Genomic DNA, 18,547 nt, shown 5'->3' on the forward strand with positions numbered 1-18,547 from the left:
TCTCCGCCTCCACCGGTTCCGCCTTCATCAGTTCCGGGACCGTCGCCTTCACCCCCACCGGTCATGGGACCGCCACTTCCGCCCCCACCGGTTCCGGGACGGCCACCCCCACCCCCGCCGGTTCCGGGACCGCCGACGCCTCCCGCGCCACCGGCCAGTGGTCCCGTGCTGCTGGGCGGGCGCAGCGCGGGGCGGGGTACCGACGGCGGGGCGCCTCCCGTACCCGGCGCGCAGCAGGGCCCGCACCACCCGGGCGCCACCCACACCACCCCGGCGGCGGGAGGCGGCACGGGGACACCGGCCGCCGGGACACGCCCCTTCCCAGAGGCCGGGACGGGGGTGGAGCCCGCCGGTCCCGCCCCGGGGCCGGGCCTCCCGCCGTTCCCCTCCCCGTTCCCCACCGGGCCGTCGTCGCCCCCCGCGGACCAGCCCACTCTCGCCCTCTCGGTACGGAGCCTCATGGAACCGAACGACCCCTCGCCCGCTCCGCCCCACCCGGCCCCGGCGGACGACCGTCCGTCCCCGGGGGACCCGGCGCACCCCGGGCTCCCCGGGCACCCCGGGCTCCCCGGCGCCGCGGACGGCGGCGGGTCCTCCGGCGTACCCGGCGGCGGTCCGGCGGAACGGTTGTCCGGCCCCGCGGACCCGCGGGACGCGTACGGCGACGAGGCCCCGCCCTCAGCACCCGCAACACCCGCGGCACCCGCCGGGCCGCTCCCCGACGCACCCCCCGGGCCCGGGGCCGCGCCGTCCGGCGAGCCCGGAACGGGCCCGGCCCCGGTCCCGGCCCAGTCGGGCGACGTTTCCCCGGCAGGCCGGGCGGACGACGACCCCGCGGCACCCCCCGCGGGCGGGCCCCCCGGCCCCGCGGTCCCCGCCCCCGGTACGGACCCGGCCGGCGGCACCCCTGGTGCGAGCGGCGCGTCCCCCGCAGCCGCACAGGGGCCGGCTCCCGCCGGAGCCGAGTCACCCGGTGGGGCCGAGTCACCCGGCGGGGCCGACGGCGACGCGGCCGTCTGTGTGGCCTGCCGCCGCGGGCCGGTCGCCCGGGACGGCCGCTGCGAACACTGCGGGCACGCGCAGCCCCGCGAACGCGACCACCAGGAGGGCGAGATCGCCGTACCCCCGGGGCAGCCCGCCGGTTCCGGCGGGGCCACGGCCCCCGGTGGGACCGGAGCCGCCGCGGTGAGCGACCGCGGCCTGCGCCACCAGCGCAACGAGGACGCCTTCGCGCTCTGCGCGGCGGAACTGCCGGACGGGACACCGGCGGTGGCGGCCGTCGTCTGCGACGGCGTGTCCTCCGCCACCCGCCCGGACGAGGCCTCCGCCGCCGCCGCGGAGACCGCCCGGCGGTCGCTCGCCGCCGCCCTGCCCGCGGGCACACCGGCGGAGCAGGCGGTGCGGGACGCCCTCACCGCGGCCGGCGCGGCCGTCACCGCGCTGGCCGGGGTGGACCCGGCGGCCCACCGCTACGGTGACTCCGGCCCGTACCGCAACGCCCCGGCCTGCACCATCGTCAGCGCCCTCGTCGCGGGCCCGGCCGTCACCGTCGGCTGGATCGGGGACAGCCGGGTCTACTGGGTGCCCGACGACCGGGGAGCCCCGGCCCGGCTCACCGAGGACGACTCGTGGGCGGCCCAGATGGTCGCCGGCGGACTGCTCACGGAGGCCGAGGCGCACGCGGACCCGCGCGCCCACGCGATCACCGGCTGGCTGGGCGCGGACGCCTACGAACTCGCCCCGCACACCGCGTCCTTCACCCCGGAGGGCCCGGGGACCGTGGTGGTCTGCACCGACGGCTTGTGGAACTACGCGGAGACCGCGGCCGAGATGGCGGTGGCGGTGCCCGCGGACGCGCGTGCCCGCCCGCTGCCCGCGGCCCGGGCCCTGGTCGGGTACGCGCTGGACGGCGGCGGGCACGACAACGTGACGGTGGCCCTCCTCCCCGTCCCGCCCCCGGCCGTCGCGGCCGGGTGAGACACGGCCCCGCCGGCTGACGGCCGTTGACACGGACGGCCGGCGCGAGCGGCCGGCGGGGACCCTGCCCGTGCCGGGACGGGTTGGGACGGGTTGGGACGGGACCGCGGCACCGGCGACCGCTCCCCGGGCCTCCGTCCCACCTCTGCACCACCCCTGTCCGCCTCAGTCCCGGCTCAGTCCCGGCTCCGTCCCGGCTCCGTCCCGGCTCGGTCGCCGCCGAGGTCCGGCGGGGCAACGGGCCCGGGACCGGCGGCCCGTGGGGCAGGGCCACGGGGACCGCCGTGAACCGCGGCCGTCCCGCTCTCCTGCCACCGCCGTACCGCCGCTCTCCCCTCGCCGTCCCCGTGCCGCCCCCGTGCCGTCCGGACTCCGGAGGCCCCTGCCCGGTGGCCGGGACCCCTCCGCGGCACCGGGTGTCCAGGGCCCGCGGCGCCGTCCCGGAGCGTGAGAGATCCGCCGCAGCGGGGCCCACGGTGTCCGCGCCGCCCGGTACTGTGCGGCTGGAAGCGAAGCTGCGGAAACCGACGCCCGGCCGCGCCCCACCCCGGGGGCGGATCCGGGATGCCACACCTCGCGGGCCCTGAGGCCCGGGTGAAAGGGGGAAACGCCGACATGCCGACCTGCCCGAACGGTCATCAGTCGGGATCCGACAACTGGTGTGAGGTCTGCGGGCTGCTCATGCCCGGAGCCGCGGCGCCCGCGGGAGCCGCCCCGCCGCCCCCTCCGCCCCCTCCGCCCGGTCCCCCCGGGCCGCCTCAGGCACCCGGCCCCGGGAGGGCCGGCCCCGAGGACCACGGCCCTCCCGGTGGCTACGGCTTCCCCGCTCCGCCGGCGCGGAACGCGCCCGGTCCGCCGCCCGCCCCCGGGCCGTACGGCGGCTCCGCGCCGGGCGGTCCGCCCGGATACCCGGGGCAGGCGGGCCACCACGGCGGGCCCGGCCCGTTCCCCCAGCCCGGTCAGATCCCGCCCCCGGGTCAGCCCGGCCAGCCCGGCCAGCCCGGTCAACCCGGCCAGCCCGGCCAGCCCGGCCAGGCGGTGCCGGCCGGGCAGCCCGAGGCCTGCCCGCGCTGCCGGCGCCCGCGTGAACCCGGCTCCTCCTTCTGCACCGAGTGCGGCCACCGGTTCTCCGCCCCGGACACCGCGGCCGAGAGCGGCGCGCCGTCCTCGCCGCCGCCCGGCCACAGTCTGCTGCCGCCCGCGTTCCAGCAGCCGCAGTACCAGGCCCGGCCGCCCCAGCAGCAGCCCCCGGGGTACGGCTACCCGGGCGGACCGCCGCAGCAGCCCGCCGCCCCCGGGGAGCCGCGGGGCGGGGACCCCGGCCCCTTCCCGCAGCGGACCGGGGCGGAGCAGGCGCCGCCCGCGCCGCAGCAGTCGTCCTCCGCCCCGCCCCGGGACGCCGGGCCGCCCGCCGGGTTCCCACCGCCCGCGCCGCCCCGGCGCCCCGCCGAGGACGACTGGCCCCTGGCGCCGCCCGGCCCCGGCGCCACGCCCCCGGCCCAGCGGCAGCCGTCCCCGCAGGCCCCGCCCTCTCCGTTCGGCGACCGGCCCGGCTTCGGCGACGGCCCCGCCCCGGGGACCGGCCCCGGCCCCGTCCCTGACCAGGGGAGCGGGAGCGGTTACGGGAACGGCTACGGCGAGGACCCCGGGTACCCGGTGGGCCCCGGGTACGGGGGCGCCCAGGGGTACGGCTCCCCCGCGCCCGCCGGCCCGCCGTCCTCCCAGGAGAGCTCCCCGGCCGGACCCGGAGCCGGCACCGACGAGGAGTGGGTCGCCGTCGTCGCGCCCGACGCGGCGTACTTCACGGCGATGCTCAGCCGCAGCGGCCCGGAGGCAGCCCAGCTCAGCCTCCCCGACCACTCCCCCGAGCAGCGGCTCCCGCTCAGCGGCGAGCAGATCACGATCGGGCGGCGGCGGAACAGCACCGGCGAGGCACCGGACATCGACCTCTCCCTCGCCCCTGAGGACCCGGGCGTCTCGCACCGGCACGCGATGCTGGTGCGGCTCCCCGAGGGCGGCTGGACGGTCGTCGACCAGAACTCCACCAACGGCACCACCGTCAACGGTGCCGAGGAGCCCATCGAGCCGTATGTCCCGGTGCCGCTGCAACCGGGCGACCGGGTACACGTCGGAGCCTGGACCACGATCACGGTGCTCCGCGGCTGACGGGCCGGGGCGGTGCCGGCCGCCGTACCGCTCACCTGCCGGGCCGGAGGCGGTGGGGGCGGCGGAGGCGGCGGCCCGCTGCCGCCCCGGGCCGGCCGCCCGCCCCGGGGGCGCCCGCGGAGCGCGGAGGGCGCGGCGCTTCCCCGGACGGTTTGAGAGCATGGAGGGGTGATGAGGATTCCGCGCGGCACGCTTCAGGAGCAGACCTTCTACGAGCAGGTCGGTGGCGAGCCGACCTTCCGGAAGCTGGTGCACCGCTTCTACCAGGGGGTCGCCGAGGACCCGTTGCTGCGGCCCATGTACCCGGAGGAGGACCTCGGCCCGGCCGAGGACCGGTTCGCCCTCTTCCTGATGCAGTACTGGGGCGGCCCGACCACCTACAGCGAGACCCGCGGCCACCCCCGGCTGCGGATGCGGCACGCGCCGTTCACCGTCGACCGCGCGGCACATGACGCCTGGCTGCGCCATATGCGCGTGGCGGTCGACGAGTTGGAGCTCTCCGCCGAGCACGAGGAGCAGCTCTGGAAGTACCTCACCTACGCCGCCGGGACGCTGATCAACAGCGAGGGCTGAGGACCGGAGAGGGCCGGAGAGGGCCGGCCGGGGCGCGGCGGGCGGGCACCGCGCGGGTGAGTGCGGCCCGGTTCCCGGTTCCGTCCGCCTCCGTCGGCGCAGCGTCCCCCGCCGGCCCCCGTGGCCGCGCCGTCCCGCGCGGTTCGCCGCTTTCGCCGCCCCGCCCCGCCCCGGTCTCAGCGGTCCCGCGTGCCGCTGAGGTAGGCCAGCACCGCCCGCACCCGACGGTTGTCGTCCTCCGAGGGCGCGAGGTCCAGCTTGGCGAAGATGCTGGTGGTGTACTTCGAGACGGCGCCCTCGCTGAGTACCAGTTCCCGGGAGATGGCCGCGTTCGACCGGCCCTCCGCCATCAGTTCCAGCACCTCCTGCTCGCGCGGGGTGAGGCGGGCCAGCGGCGCGTCGCGGGCGTTGCTGGCCAGCAGTTTGGCGATCACCTCCGGGTCCATCGCCGTGCCGCCGCCGGCCACGCGGCGCACCGCGTCCAGGAACTGCCCGGAGTTGAACACCCGGTCCTTCAGCAGATAGCCGACGCCGCCCCGCCCGTCGGCCAGCAGTTCCCGGGCGTAGAGCTGGACGATGTGCTGGGAGAGGACGAGGACCGGCAGCCCGGGCCGCTCCCGGCGCGCCTCCAGGGAGACCTGGAGCCCTTCGTCGGTTTGCGTGGGAGGCAGCCGGACGTCCACCACCGCCACGTCGGGCCGCTCCTCGCGCAGCGCCCGGGCCAGTTCCGGGCCACTGGCCACGGCTGCGGCGATCTCGAAGCCATGGGCCTCCAGCAGCCGGGTCAGACCCTCTCTCAGCAGGAAGAGGTCCTCGGCGAGGACAACGCGCACGGTATCTCCAGGGTCAGCAGGGTGGGTCCGCCCGCCGGGCTGCTCAGGGCGAGAACGCCGTCAAACGTAGCGAGCCGGCGTTCGACGCCGCGCAGCCCTCCCCCTTCGGTGAGGTGCGCGCCGCCCTGCCCGTCGTCGGTGACCGTGACGCGCAGCGCCTCGCGGGGCGTGCCGCGTTCGACCGAGTGCAGATCGATCCAGGCCCGCCGGGCGTCGGAGTGGCGGGCCGCGTTGGTCAGCAGCTCGGACACGGCGAAGTAGACGGCGGAGCGGAGGGCGGCGGGCGGCTCGCCCGTCAGTTCGGAGCTGACCTCGGTCTCCAGCGGGCTGTCGACGGCCACCGCCCGCACCGCGTCCACCAGTCCGCGCTCGGCCAGGACCGGTGGGTGGATGCCGCGCACCAGGCCGCGGAGTTCGGCGAGGGCCCGTTCGGAGGACTCACGGGCCTGGGCGGCCACCGCCCTGGCGGCGGCCGGGTCGTCCTCGACGAGCTGTTCGATCGCCCCGAGGTTGAGCCCGACGGCGATCAGCCGGGCCTGCACCCCGTCGTGGAGGTCCCGTTCGATCCGCCGCAACTCGGCGGCCTGCGCGTCGACCGCGTCGCTGCGGGTCTCGGCGAGCTGCCGGACGCGGAGGGAGAGACGGTCCCTGGCCGTGGGCCGGAGCAGGAAGGCCGAGACCTCGTCCCGGACCCGCAGGGCGGCCGGGGCCGTGGCCAGGCCGAGCCCGATCACGGCGAGCCCGGTGGGCACGGCCTCCAGCGGCGAAGTGGGCCAGGAACCGGTCCAGGAGTGCGGCGGTTGACCCGTCAGCGCGGGCAGCAGCAGCCCGAAGACGGCGTAGCAGACGGCGGCCAGGGGCACCGCGGCCACCACCGCGAGCACCGGGCTCACCGCCGCCCAGACGAAATCACGCCAGGTCGCGGGGTCGGTGATGTAGCGCTGGAGTTTGCGTTCCATCGCCCGGTAGCGGGGCCCGTGCAGCCGGCCGGACGTCACGCAGCCGCGCCGGTGGGCGGGCGGGCGTTGTCCGGATCCGACCTCGTCCGCCGGCCGGTCGCCGTCCTCGGCCTCCCCGGCCGGGGGCAGCGGGGCGTACGGCCGCTCCACCGGGACTCCGGTGCGCTCCCCGAGCCGGCGCCGCTCGGCGTCGGCCACCCGGCGCAGCCGCTCCACGGCCGGTGGCCAGGTGAAGACCATCCCGAGCCCGAAGGTGAGCACCATCGCGGCCGCCGCCATGACGGCGGCCAGCGCCGCGTCGGCCGCCTCGTGCAGCTCCGCGGCCCCCCGTCCCATCGCCCGCAGCCCGCGCTCGCCCGGCCACCGGCGCGGGCCGCGCTTCTCCCGCCGTTCCCCGTTCTCCGTCATGCCCTGATTCTGCGGGCACCGGGCGGGGCCGGGCACTCCCCGTGCACCCCCGGCCGGGGTGGGGCCAGACCCACCCCGGTTCGTGACCCCGGCTCCGAGGTCGGTCGCGGCCCGGCCACCGCCGGAACCGCCGACGGGGCGACGGGCGACGGGCGACGGGCGACGGGCGACGGGCGACGGGCGACGGGCGACGGGCGACGGGGAAGCATGGCGCGGGCGGGGCCGGCCCGGCGCCGCAGGGCCCTCCCCGCCCCCGCCACTCCCGCCATTCGGGAGCCCCGCGGCGGGCCGGCGATCAGGCGGGGGTGACGGAGAGACCCGGCAGGCCGGCGTTCCGGACGGCGATCGAGCCGTATGCCGTACGGAGCCGGAGCCAGCCGCCCGAGCCGAGCAGGGCCGGGGCGGGGTCGGGGACGGTGGGCGCGGGCGGGACGGTCACGGCCGTGTGCGCCCCCGCGGCGCCCGCCGCCCCACCCCGGACGCCCCGGACGCCGGGGACGCCGCGGACGGCGGGGACGGGCTCGGTGGCACGGCGCGGCGCGGGGGGCCGGAGGAAGCCGAGGGACTGCGCCGCGTGCGCGGCCCGGAGCGGGAGGCCGGTGGTGCCGAGCGGCCGGGACCAGATCTCGCGCCCGATCCGGTCCCGCTCGGCGCGGGTGCGGCGCTCCTCGGGCAGCGCCGTGTCCCGGGCCCGGAACTCGGCGACGGCGGCGGAGAGCGCCGCGTGGATCTCCGCCGGGCCCGGCAGGCCCGGAAGCGGCCGCCAGCCCCCGCGCGGGGGCAGCACCCCGGCCCACGGCGGGCCGGTCACCCCGGCGGGGAGCGCCGCCTCGCACGCCCCGGCGGCGCCGTCTCCGGCGCGCGCCGCCGCGTCGAGCGCGTCCGCCAGCTGCCCGGCGGAGACGGTCAGATCCAGCCCGGGGGCCCGGGACGGGGCGGGGGCGGCATCCGCCGCTTCCCCGGCGAGCCGGGCCGTGCGTACGGCCAGCACCTCGAAGGGGGCCGGGCGGCCGAAGACGGCGAGCACGCCGCCGCCGGCCTGGAGGCGGACGGAGGCGGCCCGGTCGTAGTGGAGCAGCCGGGTCAGGAAGGCGGCGAGGTCCGCCGTCTCCCTCCGGTCGGCGAGGCGCAGCGCCGTCATGGAGCGGCGGCCTCCCCGGCGGGGCGGGGCCGGGACGCGCCGGCGGCCCGCGGCTCGGGGCCCCCGGCGGAGTCGTCCGTGTACCGCTCCAGGAAGGAACGCTCCTCGGCGGTGAGCCGGCGTGGCCGGCCCGCGGCGAGGTCGTAGGGGACGACGACGGTGGCGGCCCGCGCGTACACCTGCGCGGCGTCCTTCACCTCGTAGGCGACGGTCAGCGAGGCGGCGCCGATCTTGGTCACCCAGGTCTCGACGGTGACCGGCTCATGGCGGTGGAGCAGGGGCCGCAGGTAGTCGATCTCGTGCCGGGCGACCACCGAGCCCTCGGCGAAGGACGGGGCGCGGTGCCCGTCCTCCGCCGGCCGGCCCCCCGGCGCCAGCCGGAACATGAAGTCGATCCGCGCCTCCTCCAGATAGCGGAGGAAGACCACGTTGTTGACGTGGCCGAAGGCGTCCATGTCCGACCAGCGCAGGGGGCAGGGGTAGACGTGTCGCACGCTCAGCCCCGGGTCAGCTTCTTGTGCGTCGCGCGGTGCGGGCGGGCGGCGTCCGGGCCGAGCCGCTCGATCTTGTTCTTCTCGTAGGACTCGAAGTTGCCCTCGAACCAGAACCACTTCGACTGGCCCTCGTAGGCCAGGATGTGCGTGGCCACGCGGTCCAGGAACCAGCGGTCGTGGGAGACGACCACGGCGCAGCCGGGGAACTCCAGCAGCGCGTTCTCCAGCGAGGAGAGCGTCTCCACGTCGAGGTCGTTGGTCGGCTCGTCGAGGAGGAGCAGGTTGCCGCCCTGCTTGAGGGTGAGCGCCAGGTTGAGGCGGTTGCGCTCACCGCCGGAGAGGACCCCGGCCGGCTTCTGCTGGTCCGGCCCCTTGAAGCCGAAGGCCGAGACGTAGGCCCGCGAGGGCATCTCGACCTGGCCGACGTTGATGTAGTCCAGCTCGTCGGAGACGACGGCCCACAGCGTCTTCTTCGGGTCGATGTTGGCGCGGGTCTGGTCCACGTAGGAGATCCGGACCGTCTCGCCGACCTTGATGGTGCCGCTGTCGGGCGTCTCCAGCCCCTGGATCATCTTGAACAGGGTGGTCTTGCCGGCGCCGTTCGGGCCGATCACGCCGACGATGCCGTTCCGCGGCAGGGTGAAGGAGAGGTCTTCGATGAGGACCTTGTCGCCGAACGCCTTGCCCAGCTTCTCCACTTCCACCACGACGTTGCCCAGGCGCGGGCCCGGCGGGATCTGGATCTCCTCGAAGTCCAGCTTCCGGGTCTTCTCGGCCTCGGCGGCCATCTCCTCGTAACGGGTGAGGCGCGCCTTGGACTTGGCCTGCCGGCCCTTTGCGTTGGACCGCACCCACTCCAGCTCGTCCTTGAGCCGCTTGGCGCGCTTGGCGTCCTTCTGGCCCTCGACCTTGAGGCGGGCGGCCTTCTTGTCGAGGTAGGTGGAGTAGTTGCCCTCGTAGGCGATGGCGCGGCCGCGGTCGAGCTCCAGGATCCACTGGGCGACGTTGTCCAGGAAGTACCGGTCGTGGGTGACGGCGACGACGGTGCCCTTGTACTTCGCGAGGTGCTGCTCCAGCCACTGCACGGACTCGGCGTCCAGGTGGTTGGTGGGCTCGTCGAGGAGGAGCAGGTCGGGGGCCTCCAGCAGGAGCTTGCACAGGGCGACGCGGCGGCGCTCACCACCGGAGAGGGTGGTGACGGGCCAGTCGCCGGGCGGGCAGCCGAGGGCGTCCATGGCCTGTTCGAGCTGGCTGTCCAGCTCCCAGGCGTTCGCGTGGTCGAGCTTCTCCTGGAGCTTGCCCATCTCCTCCAGCAGCGCGTCGGAGTAGTCGGTCGCCATCTGCTCGGCGATCTCGTTGAACCGCTGGAGCTGGTCGATCGTCTCGCGCACGCCGTCCTGGACGTTCTCCAGCACGGTCTTGGTCTCGTCCAGCGGGGGCTCCTGGAGGAGCATGCCCACGGAGTAGCCGGGGGTGAGGAAGGCGTCACCGTTGGACGGCTGCTCCAGACCCGCCATGATCTTGAGCACGGTGGACTTGCCGGCGCCGTTCGGGCCGACGACGCCGATCTTCGCGCCGGGCAGGAAGCTCAGCGTGACGTCGTCGAGGATCACCTTGTCGCCGTGCGCCTTGCGCGTCTTGCGCATGGTGTAGATGAACTCAGCCAAGAGAAACCGTCCGGCAATCGATGAGTGGGTGGGTGCCCCCATCTTGCCGTACGGCCGCTGCCGACCGGAAACCCGTTGCCCGCGCCGCGCCGCCGTCCGGGCCGCTCCCCGGGCCGCGCGGCCACCCGCGGCTGCCCCCGCCCGCACATGCGAGAAGCCGGACCCCTCGGGAGGGATCCGGCTTCTCGCACGCGTGTGTCACCTGCCCTCGTGCGGGGCATGGCGGCCGCCACCGGTGCGTCCGGTGTCAGCGGCGCCGCGGCCCGGGGGCCGCCGTGACCGTGGTCACTCGCCCGCGACGGCCTTCTTCTTGCGGAGGAAGAAGACGGTCGCGCCACCGGCCAGGACCAGCGCCAGGGCAACGCCCGCGATCATCGGGGTGGCGCTGCTGCCACCGGTCTCGGCGAGGTCGCCACCGGGGGTCTCGGCGGGGGTGTCGCCGCCGACCTCGTCACCGGAGCCACCGGCCGTGGCCGGGCTGGGCTCGGAGGACGGCACCGGGCCGTTCTCGGTGCCGGTGGTCTCGCAGTCCAGGACGCCCTCGAAGGTCTTCTCGAAGCCGTTCGGGCCCTTGATCGTGAACTTGTAGGCCTGGTCCTCCTTCACCGGGATGGTGATGGTCTCGGACTTGCCCGCCTCGACGCTGTGGCTCTCGCCGGCGAGGTCGAAGGTGAACGGCTCGTCACCCTCGTTGGTGGCGGTGATGTCCACGCCGCCCTTGGCGCAGTTCTCCTTGGCGGAGACGGCCGGGATCGGGCCGGCCTTGGCCCACTCCGCGGTGGCCGTGGCCGTCACGGTGGACTCGCTGGAGCCGGCGAGGATCTGGGTCTGGCTCTTGCTCTTGCTGGCGAAGGCCCGGCCGACCTCGACCTTGGTGGTGGCCTTGACGCTCATCGACGTGGAGCCGGGCTCGGTGCCGGTCGGGACGTCGAAGAACAGCTCGCTGCCGTTGGACGCGCTGGTGACCGGCTGGCCGTTCTTGTCGACGATCTTGACGTCGGCGGAGGCGGCGCCGGGCTCGACGGTCACGCTGTCGGCGTTGGTCTGCACGCCGATGGGGCCGAGGCGGTCACCGGGCTTGCCGGAGACGGCCGGCGGGGTCAGGCTCAGCGAAGCCTTGGGCTCCTCCAGGCTCTGCGCGTTCTGCTCCAGGTAGTCGGCGAGCTTCTCGGCCTCCGGGTTCTGGGCCTCGACGTTCGCCTTGTCCGAGAAGCGCCAGATGGCGACCTGCGTACCGGCCGCGGCGAGCTCCTTGGTGAGGTTCTGCGCCCCGGCCTTGGAGGCCAGCGCGGAGAGGTCGTTCACCTGGGGGTAGGAGTTCTGCAGGATCCAGCGGATCTTGCCGGCGTCGGCGTTGTTGTGGAGCGAGGTCTGGTCCCAGGCCCGCTCCTCGTACTGCGCCTTGCTCTGGGTGGGGTTGGCGATGTCGATGCAGTAGGTCTGCAGACTGCCGCCACCGTTGACGGTCAGGCCGAAGAGACCGGCGCCGACCTTCTGCTTCTTGCCGTCCTTGTGCGTGATGACCGCAGTCGCGGACTCCTGCAGGCCGTTGAGCGTGGCGGTCACGCCGCCCTCGAACGGAACGGCGTCGTCGGCGACCGCCGGGGCGGCGGTGGCAACCGCGCCCGCGGCGATGAGGCCGGACGCCAGAACCGCCGCGGCGAGACGGGCGGAACCCCGTCTGCGAACAGAGATCATGAAGTTTCCCCTCCGAGCGAGACCCACCCTGGATGAGCCTCGCGGTCAAACCTGTAAGCCCCTGAACCCCCGTGGCTACGCAGAGGGATCTTAGGAAGGAAGTCCGACCGGGAGGTCGGCGAACTCATCGAGCAAGCGTTCCGAAGCGGAATCGTTATACGAATCCAGGTTTCTGAGCTGGTTTTATCGACAAATCTACTTACCCATCAGGGGGTATCACAGGAGGTACCCCCGATTTCCCGGCCCCACCGGGGCAGTCTCCGGAAAGCACGCCGAAACTGCCCCTTCAGGGCGCTCCGTCTCTCCCTGCGAGCACACCACCCGCCGCGCCACGGTCGTACTCCGCCGCCCCGGGATCGGCACCGGCCGCCGGAGCGGCCCAGGGATCGGGGCTTCCCGCCGCGCCAGGGCCCGTGGCGGACGTCCACCGCTCCGGCTGCTCCTGCTGCTCCTGTTCCCCCGGCCGATCCATGAGATCCGGGCGCCCGGGCGGTCCGGCGCCTCTCGGGGGTGCCTCCCGGCGCGCCGCGCCCTCCGTCGGTCCCGATTCCGTCCCGCCCTCCCGCCGGTCCTCCCGCCGGTCCTCCGCCCGGCTCCCCCGCCGGCTCCCGGGCCGGTGCTCCGGGTGCTCCTCCACCCTGCGTGCCGTCAGTTCCGGAGCGGCGCGCACCACCCGGCGGAATGCCGAGGTCCCCCGCGCGAGGTCGTGCCCCACGGTGAGGGCGTCGATGTCGGCGGAGGTCCGCGGCCGGCCTTCGTGCTCCGACTCCCGCACCCGCAGACGGCCCCGCACGACCAGCGGCTCCCCCACCGTGACCGACGCGGCGACGTTCGCCGCCAGCGTGCGGCGGGCCCACACCGTGAAGAAGCTGGTCGGCCCGTCCGCCCACGCGCCGCGCTGCCGGTCCCAGTGACGCGCCGTGGTCGCCAGCCGGAACCGGGCCACCGTCAGGCCGGCCTCCGTCTCCCAGCAGTCCACCCGGGTGGCGGCGTTGCCCGTCACCGTCAGCAAGGTCTCGTTCATCCCGGCGTCTCCCCCTGAGTCTCCGTCTGTCTTCCACTCCGTCACGGCCCGCCTCGCCGGCCGCGAGTCGTGTCACCGGCCCGCGTCACCGGTCCCGCGCCGCCGCGATCCGCGTGCCCCGCGCCCGCATCGGCACGGACCGCGGCGGCACCGGTCCACGCAGGAGGGGACGCGGTCCACCCGCACCCCGCCACGCGGACGGAGCCATCGTGACCGCGCCGGCCGTCCTCCGCGCGGCCCTGTGGACTACCGGCCGGTTGTGGAGAAACGGACTGCCCGTACGGGGGATGGGGAGCCCGGCGGGACCGTGCTACAGGTGGGCGGCGCCTCCCGCCGTGACGGCGTGCTGCACCCGCGCCTCCCGGTACCGCAGCGCCTCCGCGGCCACGGGTTCGAGGATCCGGGACCGCCCGCACGCGGCGGCGGCGTCGCGCAGCCACCGTTCCGTCCGCCGTCCGCGGGCCCGCGCCGGACCACGCGCCGCGAACCGGCAGGCCCGCGCCAGCAGCGGCCCCGCGACGGCCGATCCCCCGAGCACCAGGGCAGGGGGCGCCCAACCGCCCGGCACCCCGCCCGTCGCCGTTGTCACCAGCCACGCCCCGGCGGCGAGTTGGACCGCCAGCAGCAGCCACTGGAGGAGCGAGACGAACGTCCACCAGCGGGGCGCGACGGGAGCACCGGTGGCCGCCACCCGCGCGGCGGCCGAGTCGAGCGCCTCCGACAGCTCCCGTGCGCCCCCTACGGCGGACTCCAGCACCGCGTGGGCCCACGGCCCGGGGAGCCCCCCGGCCGCTTCGGCCGCCACCACGCGCACCGCCTGCTCGACCACGGCACGGGCCGCCCGGGGCTCGGGCCCCGGGCCGGACCGGTCCGGGGCGTCCGGCGTGTCACCGGAGGCCGGGCCGCCGACCGCCGGATCGCCGGCCGCCGGGCCGCCGACGGGCTCCGCGGCACCCGGGCCCTCGCCCACCCGGCTCGGCACGGCCGCCCTCCCGGCACCCTCCGCGGTCCGCGCGGCCGCCGCCTCCGCGCCCCGTTCGCCCGGCACGCCCCGCCGGTGCTGCTCGTCCCGACCACCCCGCCCGGCCCGGACGGCCTGCTCGGCTTCACCGGCTTCACCGGCTTCACCGAACTCTCGGGCTTCCCCGGCCCCGGCGGCTCTTGTGGCTCTTGCGGCTTCCCCGGCCTGTACGGCCTGGCCGGCCTGTCCGCTCCCGGCGGTCTCCGCCGCCTCCACCCGCTCGGCGGTGCTCGCGTTCCGCGGGGCGCGGGCGGCCCCGGCGGCCTTCACGGCCTTCCCCGCCCTCGCGGCCCTCATGACCTTCGCGGCCCATCCCTCCGGGGAGGCCGCCGGCGCGGCTCCCGCCCCCGAGGCCGTCGGCGCCCCGGCGACGTCCCGCCCCCCGGGCACCTCCCGGGCCTGCGGCAGTGCCGCCGCCCCCCGCACCCCCGCCGGCCCGGCGGCGCGGTCCTCCGTCTGCTCCGCTGCCGTCTCCTCCGCCTCCGTCACCCCGCGCGCCCCGCTCCCGCCGCCTCCGCGCCGCGCCTCGCGCCGGCCGCGCACCTGGCTCCACGGTGTGCCGCACCGGCGTGCCGCCAGCCGCAGCCACTCCCGTTCGGCGGCCTCTCCGGCGGCCACGGCGCCGATGGACGCGGCCAGCCGGTCCTCGAACTCCGCCCGCGCCCGCGCCGACAGGCCCGTCCGGCCCTCGGTGCGGCAGACCGGCGCGAGCCGGCGGGCCGCTCCGTCGACGTCGGCGGCGAGCCGCCGTTCGGCCGCCGCTCCGGTGGCGACGAACCGGGCGAGCTGTTCACGCAGTTCGTCGAGGCCCTCCCCGGTCAGCGCGGACACGGCCAGCACCGTCGCGCCCGGTTCGCCGTGCTCCGCGAGGGCGAGGCCGTCCTCGTCCAGCACCCGCCGCAGATCGTCGAGCACCTGTTCGGCGGCCTCGCCGGGCAACCGGTCGACCTGGTTCAGCACGACGAACGTCACCTCGTCGTAGCCCGCGAGCGGACGCAGGTACCGCTCGTGCAGCACCGCGTCCGCGTACTTCTCCGGGTCGACCACCCACACCACCGCGTCGACCAGCCCCAGCAGACGGTCCACCTCCCGGCGGTGACCGGGCACGGACGAGTCGTGGTCGGGCAGGTCGAGCAGGACGAGCCCGCTCAGGTCCGGGGCGGTGGCTGGCGCTCCCCGCCGGTGGCGGAACGGCCCGGGCGCCAGACCGGGCCACTGCCGCGCCGGGTCCCGGGGTGCGCGCCGCCGTAGCGCGGGCGGGATCCCGAGCCGGTCCAGCAGCCCGTCCGCCCCCTCGGACCAGGTGCAGGCGAGCGTCTCCGTGGTCGTCGGGCGGCGGACGCCCGCCGCCGAGACCTGTGCCCCCACCAGGGCGTTGAACAGCGAGGACTTGCCGCTGCCACCCGCGCCGGCCAGCGCGACGACCGTATGGCCGAGGGAGAGCCGGTGCCGGGCCACCGCCTCGTCCAGGACGTGCCCGGCCTCGGCGAGCGTGCGGGCGTCCAGCCGGGCGGCCGACAGACCGACGAGTTCGCGCAGCGCCTCCAGCCGGGTCCGCAGGGCGCGGCTGAAGCCGGCCGGGTGGGAGGCCGCCGGGTGGGAGGCCGCCGGGTGGGAGACGGTCGTGGCGGTCCCCGGACGGCGTTCGGGAGCCCGGCCGGAGGCGCCGGGTCCGGCGGCGGCCTCCGGGGGCCGCGCCCGCTCGATGTCGAACGGCCGGGAGGAGCGGAGGGCGCCGTTCCCCGGGGCGCGCCGGGCGATGAGACCGTCGTTCCAGGCCAGCCCGTCCCCGGAGGTGCCGGACGGCGGGGCTCCCCCGGGTTCGGTCCGCCCGGACCCGGGCGGTTCGGAGGCGGCGGAGGACGGGCCGCTCTCCGGAGCGGCGAGCTCGTCCACCACGGCCGGCTCCTCCCCGGACGGCGTGTTCCCGGCCGGCGCGCTCCCGGCGGGCACGTTCCCGGGCGGAGGGGAGGTCTCCACGGCGGCCGCCCCCTCCGCCTCCGCCATGACGAGCAGTTGCGACGCGGCGGGGAGCTCCGGCCGCCCCTGCCCCGTACCTGCGCCGGAGCAGCGGAAGCCACCGGAGCCGCGGGGGCCGCCGGGACCGCCCGGGGCACCGAGAAGCGCAGCCCCGTCGGAGCACTCGGAACCCCCGGAGCCGTCAGTGCGCCCGGGGCGCTCGCCTGCCTCGGTCACGCCGCTCACCTCTCCTTCTGCAGTACGGACAGCGCCGCGATCAGCCGCGCCTGCACGCCGGGCGTCACATGGAGGTCGTCGAGGGGCGTCAGCCGCCGGTCGCACTCGCCACCGAGGGTGCGCTCCAGGCACTCGGTGAGCAGCACCTCCCCCCGCTCGCACAGCAGTTCGGCGACCTCCTCCCCCACCGCCCCGGTGAGCCGGTGACCGGCTGTGCGGGACCGCCTGCCGCCCACGAGGGCGACGCCGAGCATGGCCGCCACATGGTCGGTGTCGACGGCTCCCGGGCGTTCGAGCAGGCCGACCGCCTCCTCCACCGTCTCCTCGACGCATCGGGCCCAGCGCCGCACGGCGACCCCGATCCGGTCGGCCGAACCGGTGGCGCGGGCCGCCATCTCGGGCAGCGGGCCCGCACCCGCCGACCGGTCGCGCCGCCAGCGCTCCCGGGTGCGTTCGTCGGCCAGGACGACGGCGCAGCAGAGCTGGGCCGTGAGGCTGTCGGCGCAGGCCTCGAGGAGTTCGCGGGGACCGCTGTGCCAGGGGTAGCCGCGCCACCGGGCGAGCGCGTCCCCGGCCAGGACCGCTCCGGCGGCCAGGTCACTCCGGACGCCCGCCTCCGCGTCCGCGTACGCCCGTTCGACGCACTGGGCGAGGCGGACGGCGGCGGAGTGCTGCGCCGCGGCGGCCGCGGCGAGGGCGGGCACCCGCACGTCGAGGGAGGCCAGCACCCCGCCCACGGTGCGGGTGGCGGCCACCGCCCGGGCGACCGGGTCCCGGGCGCGCTGGGCGAGCCATTCGCGGAGCCCGGCGACCGCGCTGGCGGGGAGCAGCCCGCCGCCGTCCCCGGCGGACTCGGGCAGCTCCGGCACGGTGAAGCGGGGCACGTCCCCCAGCCCGGCCCGTTCGAGCAGAGCGTCGTAGCTCCGCGAGACCTCGCCGACGACCTGGTGCGGCACCCGGTCGAGGACGGTGACGAGCGTCGCGTCGTACTCCTTCGCGGAGCGCAGCAGATGCCAGGGCACGGCGTCGGCGTAGCGGGTGGCGGTGGTGACGAGCACCCAGATGTCGGCCGCGCAGACGAGCTGGGCGGCGAGTTCGCGGTTGGGCGCGACGAGGGAGTCGATGTCGGGGGCGTCGAGCAGGGCGAGCCCGGGCGGGATGGAGTCGGCCGTCTCCACACGGAGCGCGGGCCGCTCACCGTCGGCACCGGCGGCTCCGGGTCCGGCGGTGCGGGCGGTGGGGGCTTCGGCGGGGTGGGCGGCGGCATCGGTGCCGATCCCGGCCCCCGTCCCGGTCCCGGTCCCGGCCCCGGGGAGATCGTCCCCGGTGTGCCCGTCCGTCCCCTCCGCGCCGTCCGGCGGCGGCAGGTCACGCCCGTCCCGCGCGCGGCGGCGGCCGGAGCGGGGCGGCGGGTCGGCCGGGGCGCGGACCAGCCCGGGCAGGACCCGCCGGTCCGCGAACCAGTGACGGTCCCGCGGATGGCAGACGAGCACCGGCGTGCGGGTCGTGGGCCGCAGCACCCCGGCCGGGCTGACACACCGTCCGACGAGGGAGTTGACGAGGGTGGACTTTCCCGCCCCGGTCGATCCGCCGACGACGGCCAGCAGCGGGGCCTCGGGGTCCCGCAGACGGGGGAACAGGTAGTCGTCGAGTTGCGCCAGCAACTCGGCCCGGTCCTGCCGGGCCCGGACCGCCCCCGGGATCGCCAGCGGGAACCGCAGGGCGGCGACCCGGTCGCGCAGGGTGGACAGCGCGTCGAGCAGCTTGGGCTGTGCATGCGAAGTCGACACATGCGAAGAATGCCCGGTTTTGTTCGTTTTTTGAAGCGTATGACAGCCCTGCGCGCCGAGGAGATCGTGATACGGCTGTGACCCGTGGGGGTCAGGCATAACGAGTACACAACACCCGGCCCCAACGAAGCGAAAAGCGATGCGGGAATCGGACCTGCCTGCGAGTATCTATCCCGCTTCACGGAACCTCCACAAGGTGGCACGGAGGTGAAGCAAGCGGGGCGAGGTGCGAGGAGCCCTATCCTTGTCCCGGCAGTACGAGGCCACGGTCGGCCGCTCCGGGCACCGGCACCACCGCCCGCGCGACGGTCGGTCACGGCCGGCACCGGGCTCCAGGCCACCGAGGCCATCACCGGCCCCCGTAGCTCAGTGGATAGAGCAGGTGCCTTCTAAGCGCTTGGCCGCAGGTTCGAGTCCTGCCGGGGGCGCCACTGACCGCCGGTCAGGCTGGCGACGTTTTCGCAGGTCAGACTGCGTTTTTCTGGTCTTCCGCGTTAATCGGACTCTTCGCCTCCGCCGGGGGTCGAGTCCGGCTGGCACCGGCCAAAACCGGGCTTCTACGGGTGTCCGTCCCACATACGTCCCACAAAATCGGGGGGC

11 protein-coding genes, 1 tRNA gene and 1 pseudogene are annotated in these 18,547 nt (G+C 76.5%); 4 read left to right on the top strand and 9 right to left on the bottom strand.

The window, feature by feature from the left end:
• The first annotated feature begins 459 nt into the window (after positions 1 to 459).
• The 3 genes from HCK00_RS28780 (at position 460) to HCK00_RS23395 (ending at position 4,716) form a co-directional block, all read left to right on the top strand.
• The gene (locus tag HCK00_RS28780) at positions 460 to 1,977 is read left to right on the top strand and encodes a PP2C family protein-serine/threonine phosphatase (RefSeq protein ID WP_168104012.1); all 1,518 of its coding nucleotides are present in this window, start codon (positions 460 to 462) and stop codon (positions 1,975 to 1,977) included.
• A gap of 1,038 nt (positions 1,978 to 3,015) precedes the next feature.
• Positions 3,016 to 4,143 (top strand): FHA domain-containing protein, encoded by a 1,128-nt coding sequence (locus HCK00_RS23390; RefSeq protein ID WP_311765448.1) that lies wholly within the window; start codon positions 3,016 to 3,018, stop codon positions 4,141 to 4,143.
• 171 nt (positions 4,144 to 4,314) lie between these two features.
• Positions 4,315 to 4,716, top strand: coding sequence for a globin (locus HCK00_RS23395; RefSeq protein ID WP_168104014.1), 402 nt, complete (start codon positions 4,315 to 4,317; stop codon positions 4,714 to 4,716).
• A 176-nt stretch (positions 4,717 to 4,892) separates the two neighbouring features.
• On the opposite strand, the gene HCK00_RS23400 is transcribed toward HCK00_RS23395, so the two are convergent.
• From HCK00_RS23400 to HCK00_RS23440, 9 genes and pseudogenes are all read right to left on the bottom strand, one after another.
• Positions 4,893 to 5,549, bottom strand: coding sequence for a response regulator transcription factor (locus tag HCK00_RS23400; protein WP_168104015.1), 657 nt, complete (start codon positions 5,547 to 5,549; stop codon positions 4,893 to 4,895).
• Positions 5,513 to 6,916 (bottom strand): sensor histidine kinase, encoded by a 1,404-nt coding sequence (locus HCK00_RS23405; RefSeq protein WP_240966062.1) that lies wholly within the window; start codon positions 6,914 to 6,916, stop codon positions 5,513 to 5,515. Before HCK00_RS23405 ends, HCK00_RS23400 begins: the two co-directional genes overlap by 37 nt.
• Positions 6,917 to 7,211: 295 nt before the next feature.
• Positions 7,212 to 8,057, bottom strand: a complete 846-nt coding sequence (locus HCK00_RS23410) for a DUF8010 domain-containing protein (protein WP_168104016.1) — start codon at positions 8,055 to 8,057, stop codon at positions 7,212 to 7,214.
• The gene (locus tag HCK00_RS23415; RefSeq protein ID WP_168104017.1) at positions 8,054 to 8,551 is read right to left on the bottom strand and encodes an acyl-CoA thioesterase; all 498 of its coding nucleotides are present in this window, start codon (positions 8,549 to 8,551) and stop codon (positions 8,054 to 8,056) included. Before HCK00_RS23415 ends, HCK00_RS23410 begins: the two co-directional genes overlap by 4 nt.
• A 2-nt stretch (positions 8,552 to 8,553) precedes the next feature.
• Positions 8,554 to 10,218 (bottom strand): energy-dependent translational throttle protein EttA, encoded by a 1,665-nt coding sequence (ettA, locus tag HCK00_RS23420; RefSeq protein WP_168104018.1) that lies wholly within the window; start codon positions 10,216 to 10,218, stop codon positions 8,554 to 8,556.
• Between the two features lie 285 nt (positions 10,219 to 10,503).
• A complete protein-coding gene (locus tag HCK00_RS23425; RefSeq protein ID WP_168104019.1) occupies positions 10,504 to 11,916 on the bottom strand; it encodes a Cys-Gln thioester bond-forming surface protein in 1,413 nt (470 codons plus the stop codon).
• A 598-nt stretch (positions 11,917 to 12,514) separates the two neighbouring features.
• A pseudogene (locus HCK00_RS28570) lies at positions 12,515 to 12,940 on the bottom strand (single-stranded DNA-binding protein); the annotation flags it as partial.
• Positions 12,941 to 13,250: 310 nt separating this feature from the next.
• On the bottom strand, positions 13,251 to 16,157 hold the full coding sequence (locus HCK00_RS28575) for a GTPase (RefSeq protein WP_311765449.1): 2,907 nt from the start codon (positions 16,155 to 16,157) through the stop codon (positions 13,251 to 13,253).
• Positions 16,158 to 16,162: 5 nt separating this feature from the next.
• Positions 16,163 to 17,947, bottom strand: coding sequence for a dynamin family protein (locus tag HCK00_RS23440; RefSeq protein WP_311765450.1), 1,785 nt, complete (start codon positions 17,945 to 17,947; stop codon positions 16,163 to 16,165).
• Between the two features lie 355 nt (positions 17,948 to 18,302).
• Here HCK00_RS23440 and HCK00_RS23445 point away from each other — a divergent pair.
• Positions 18,303 to 18,378, top strand: a tRNA-Arg gene (locus tag HCK00_RS23445).
• The last annotated feature ends 169 nt before the right edge of the window (positions 18,379 to 18,547 follow it).

The sequence above is a fragment of the Streptomyces zingiberis genome, assembly GCF_012034935.1.
Lineage (GTDB): Bacteria > Actinomycetota > Actinomycetes > Streptomycetales > Streptomycetaceae > Streptomyces > Streptomyces zingiberis.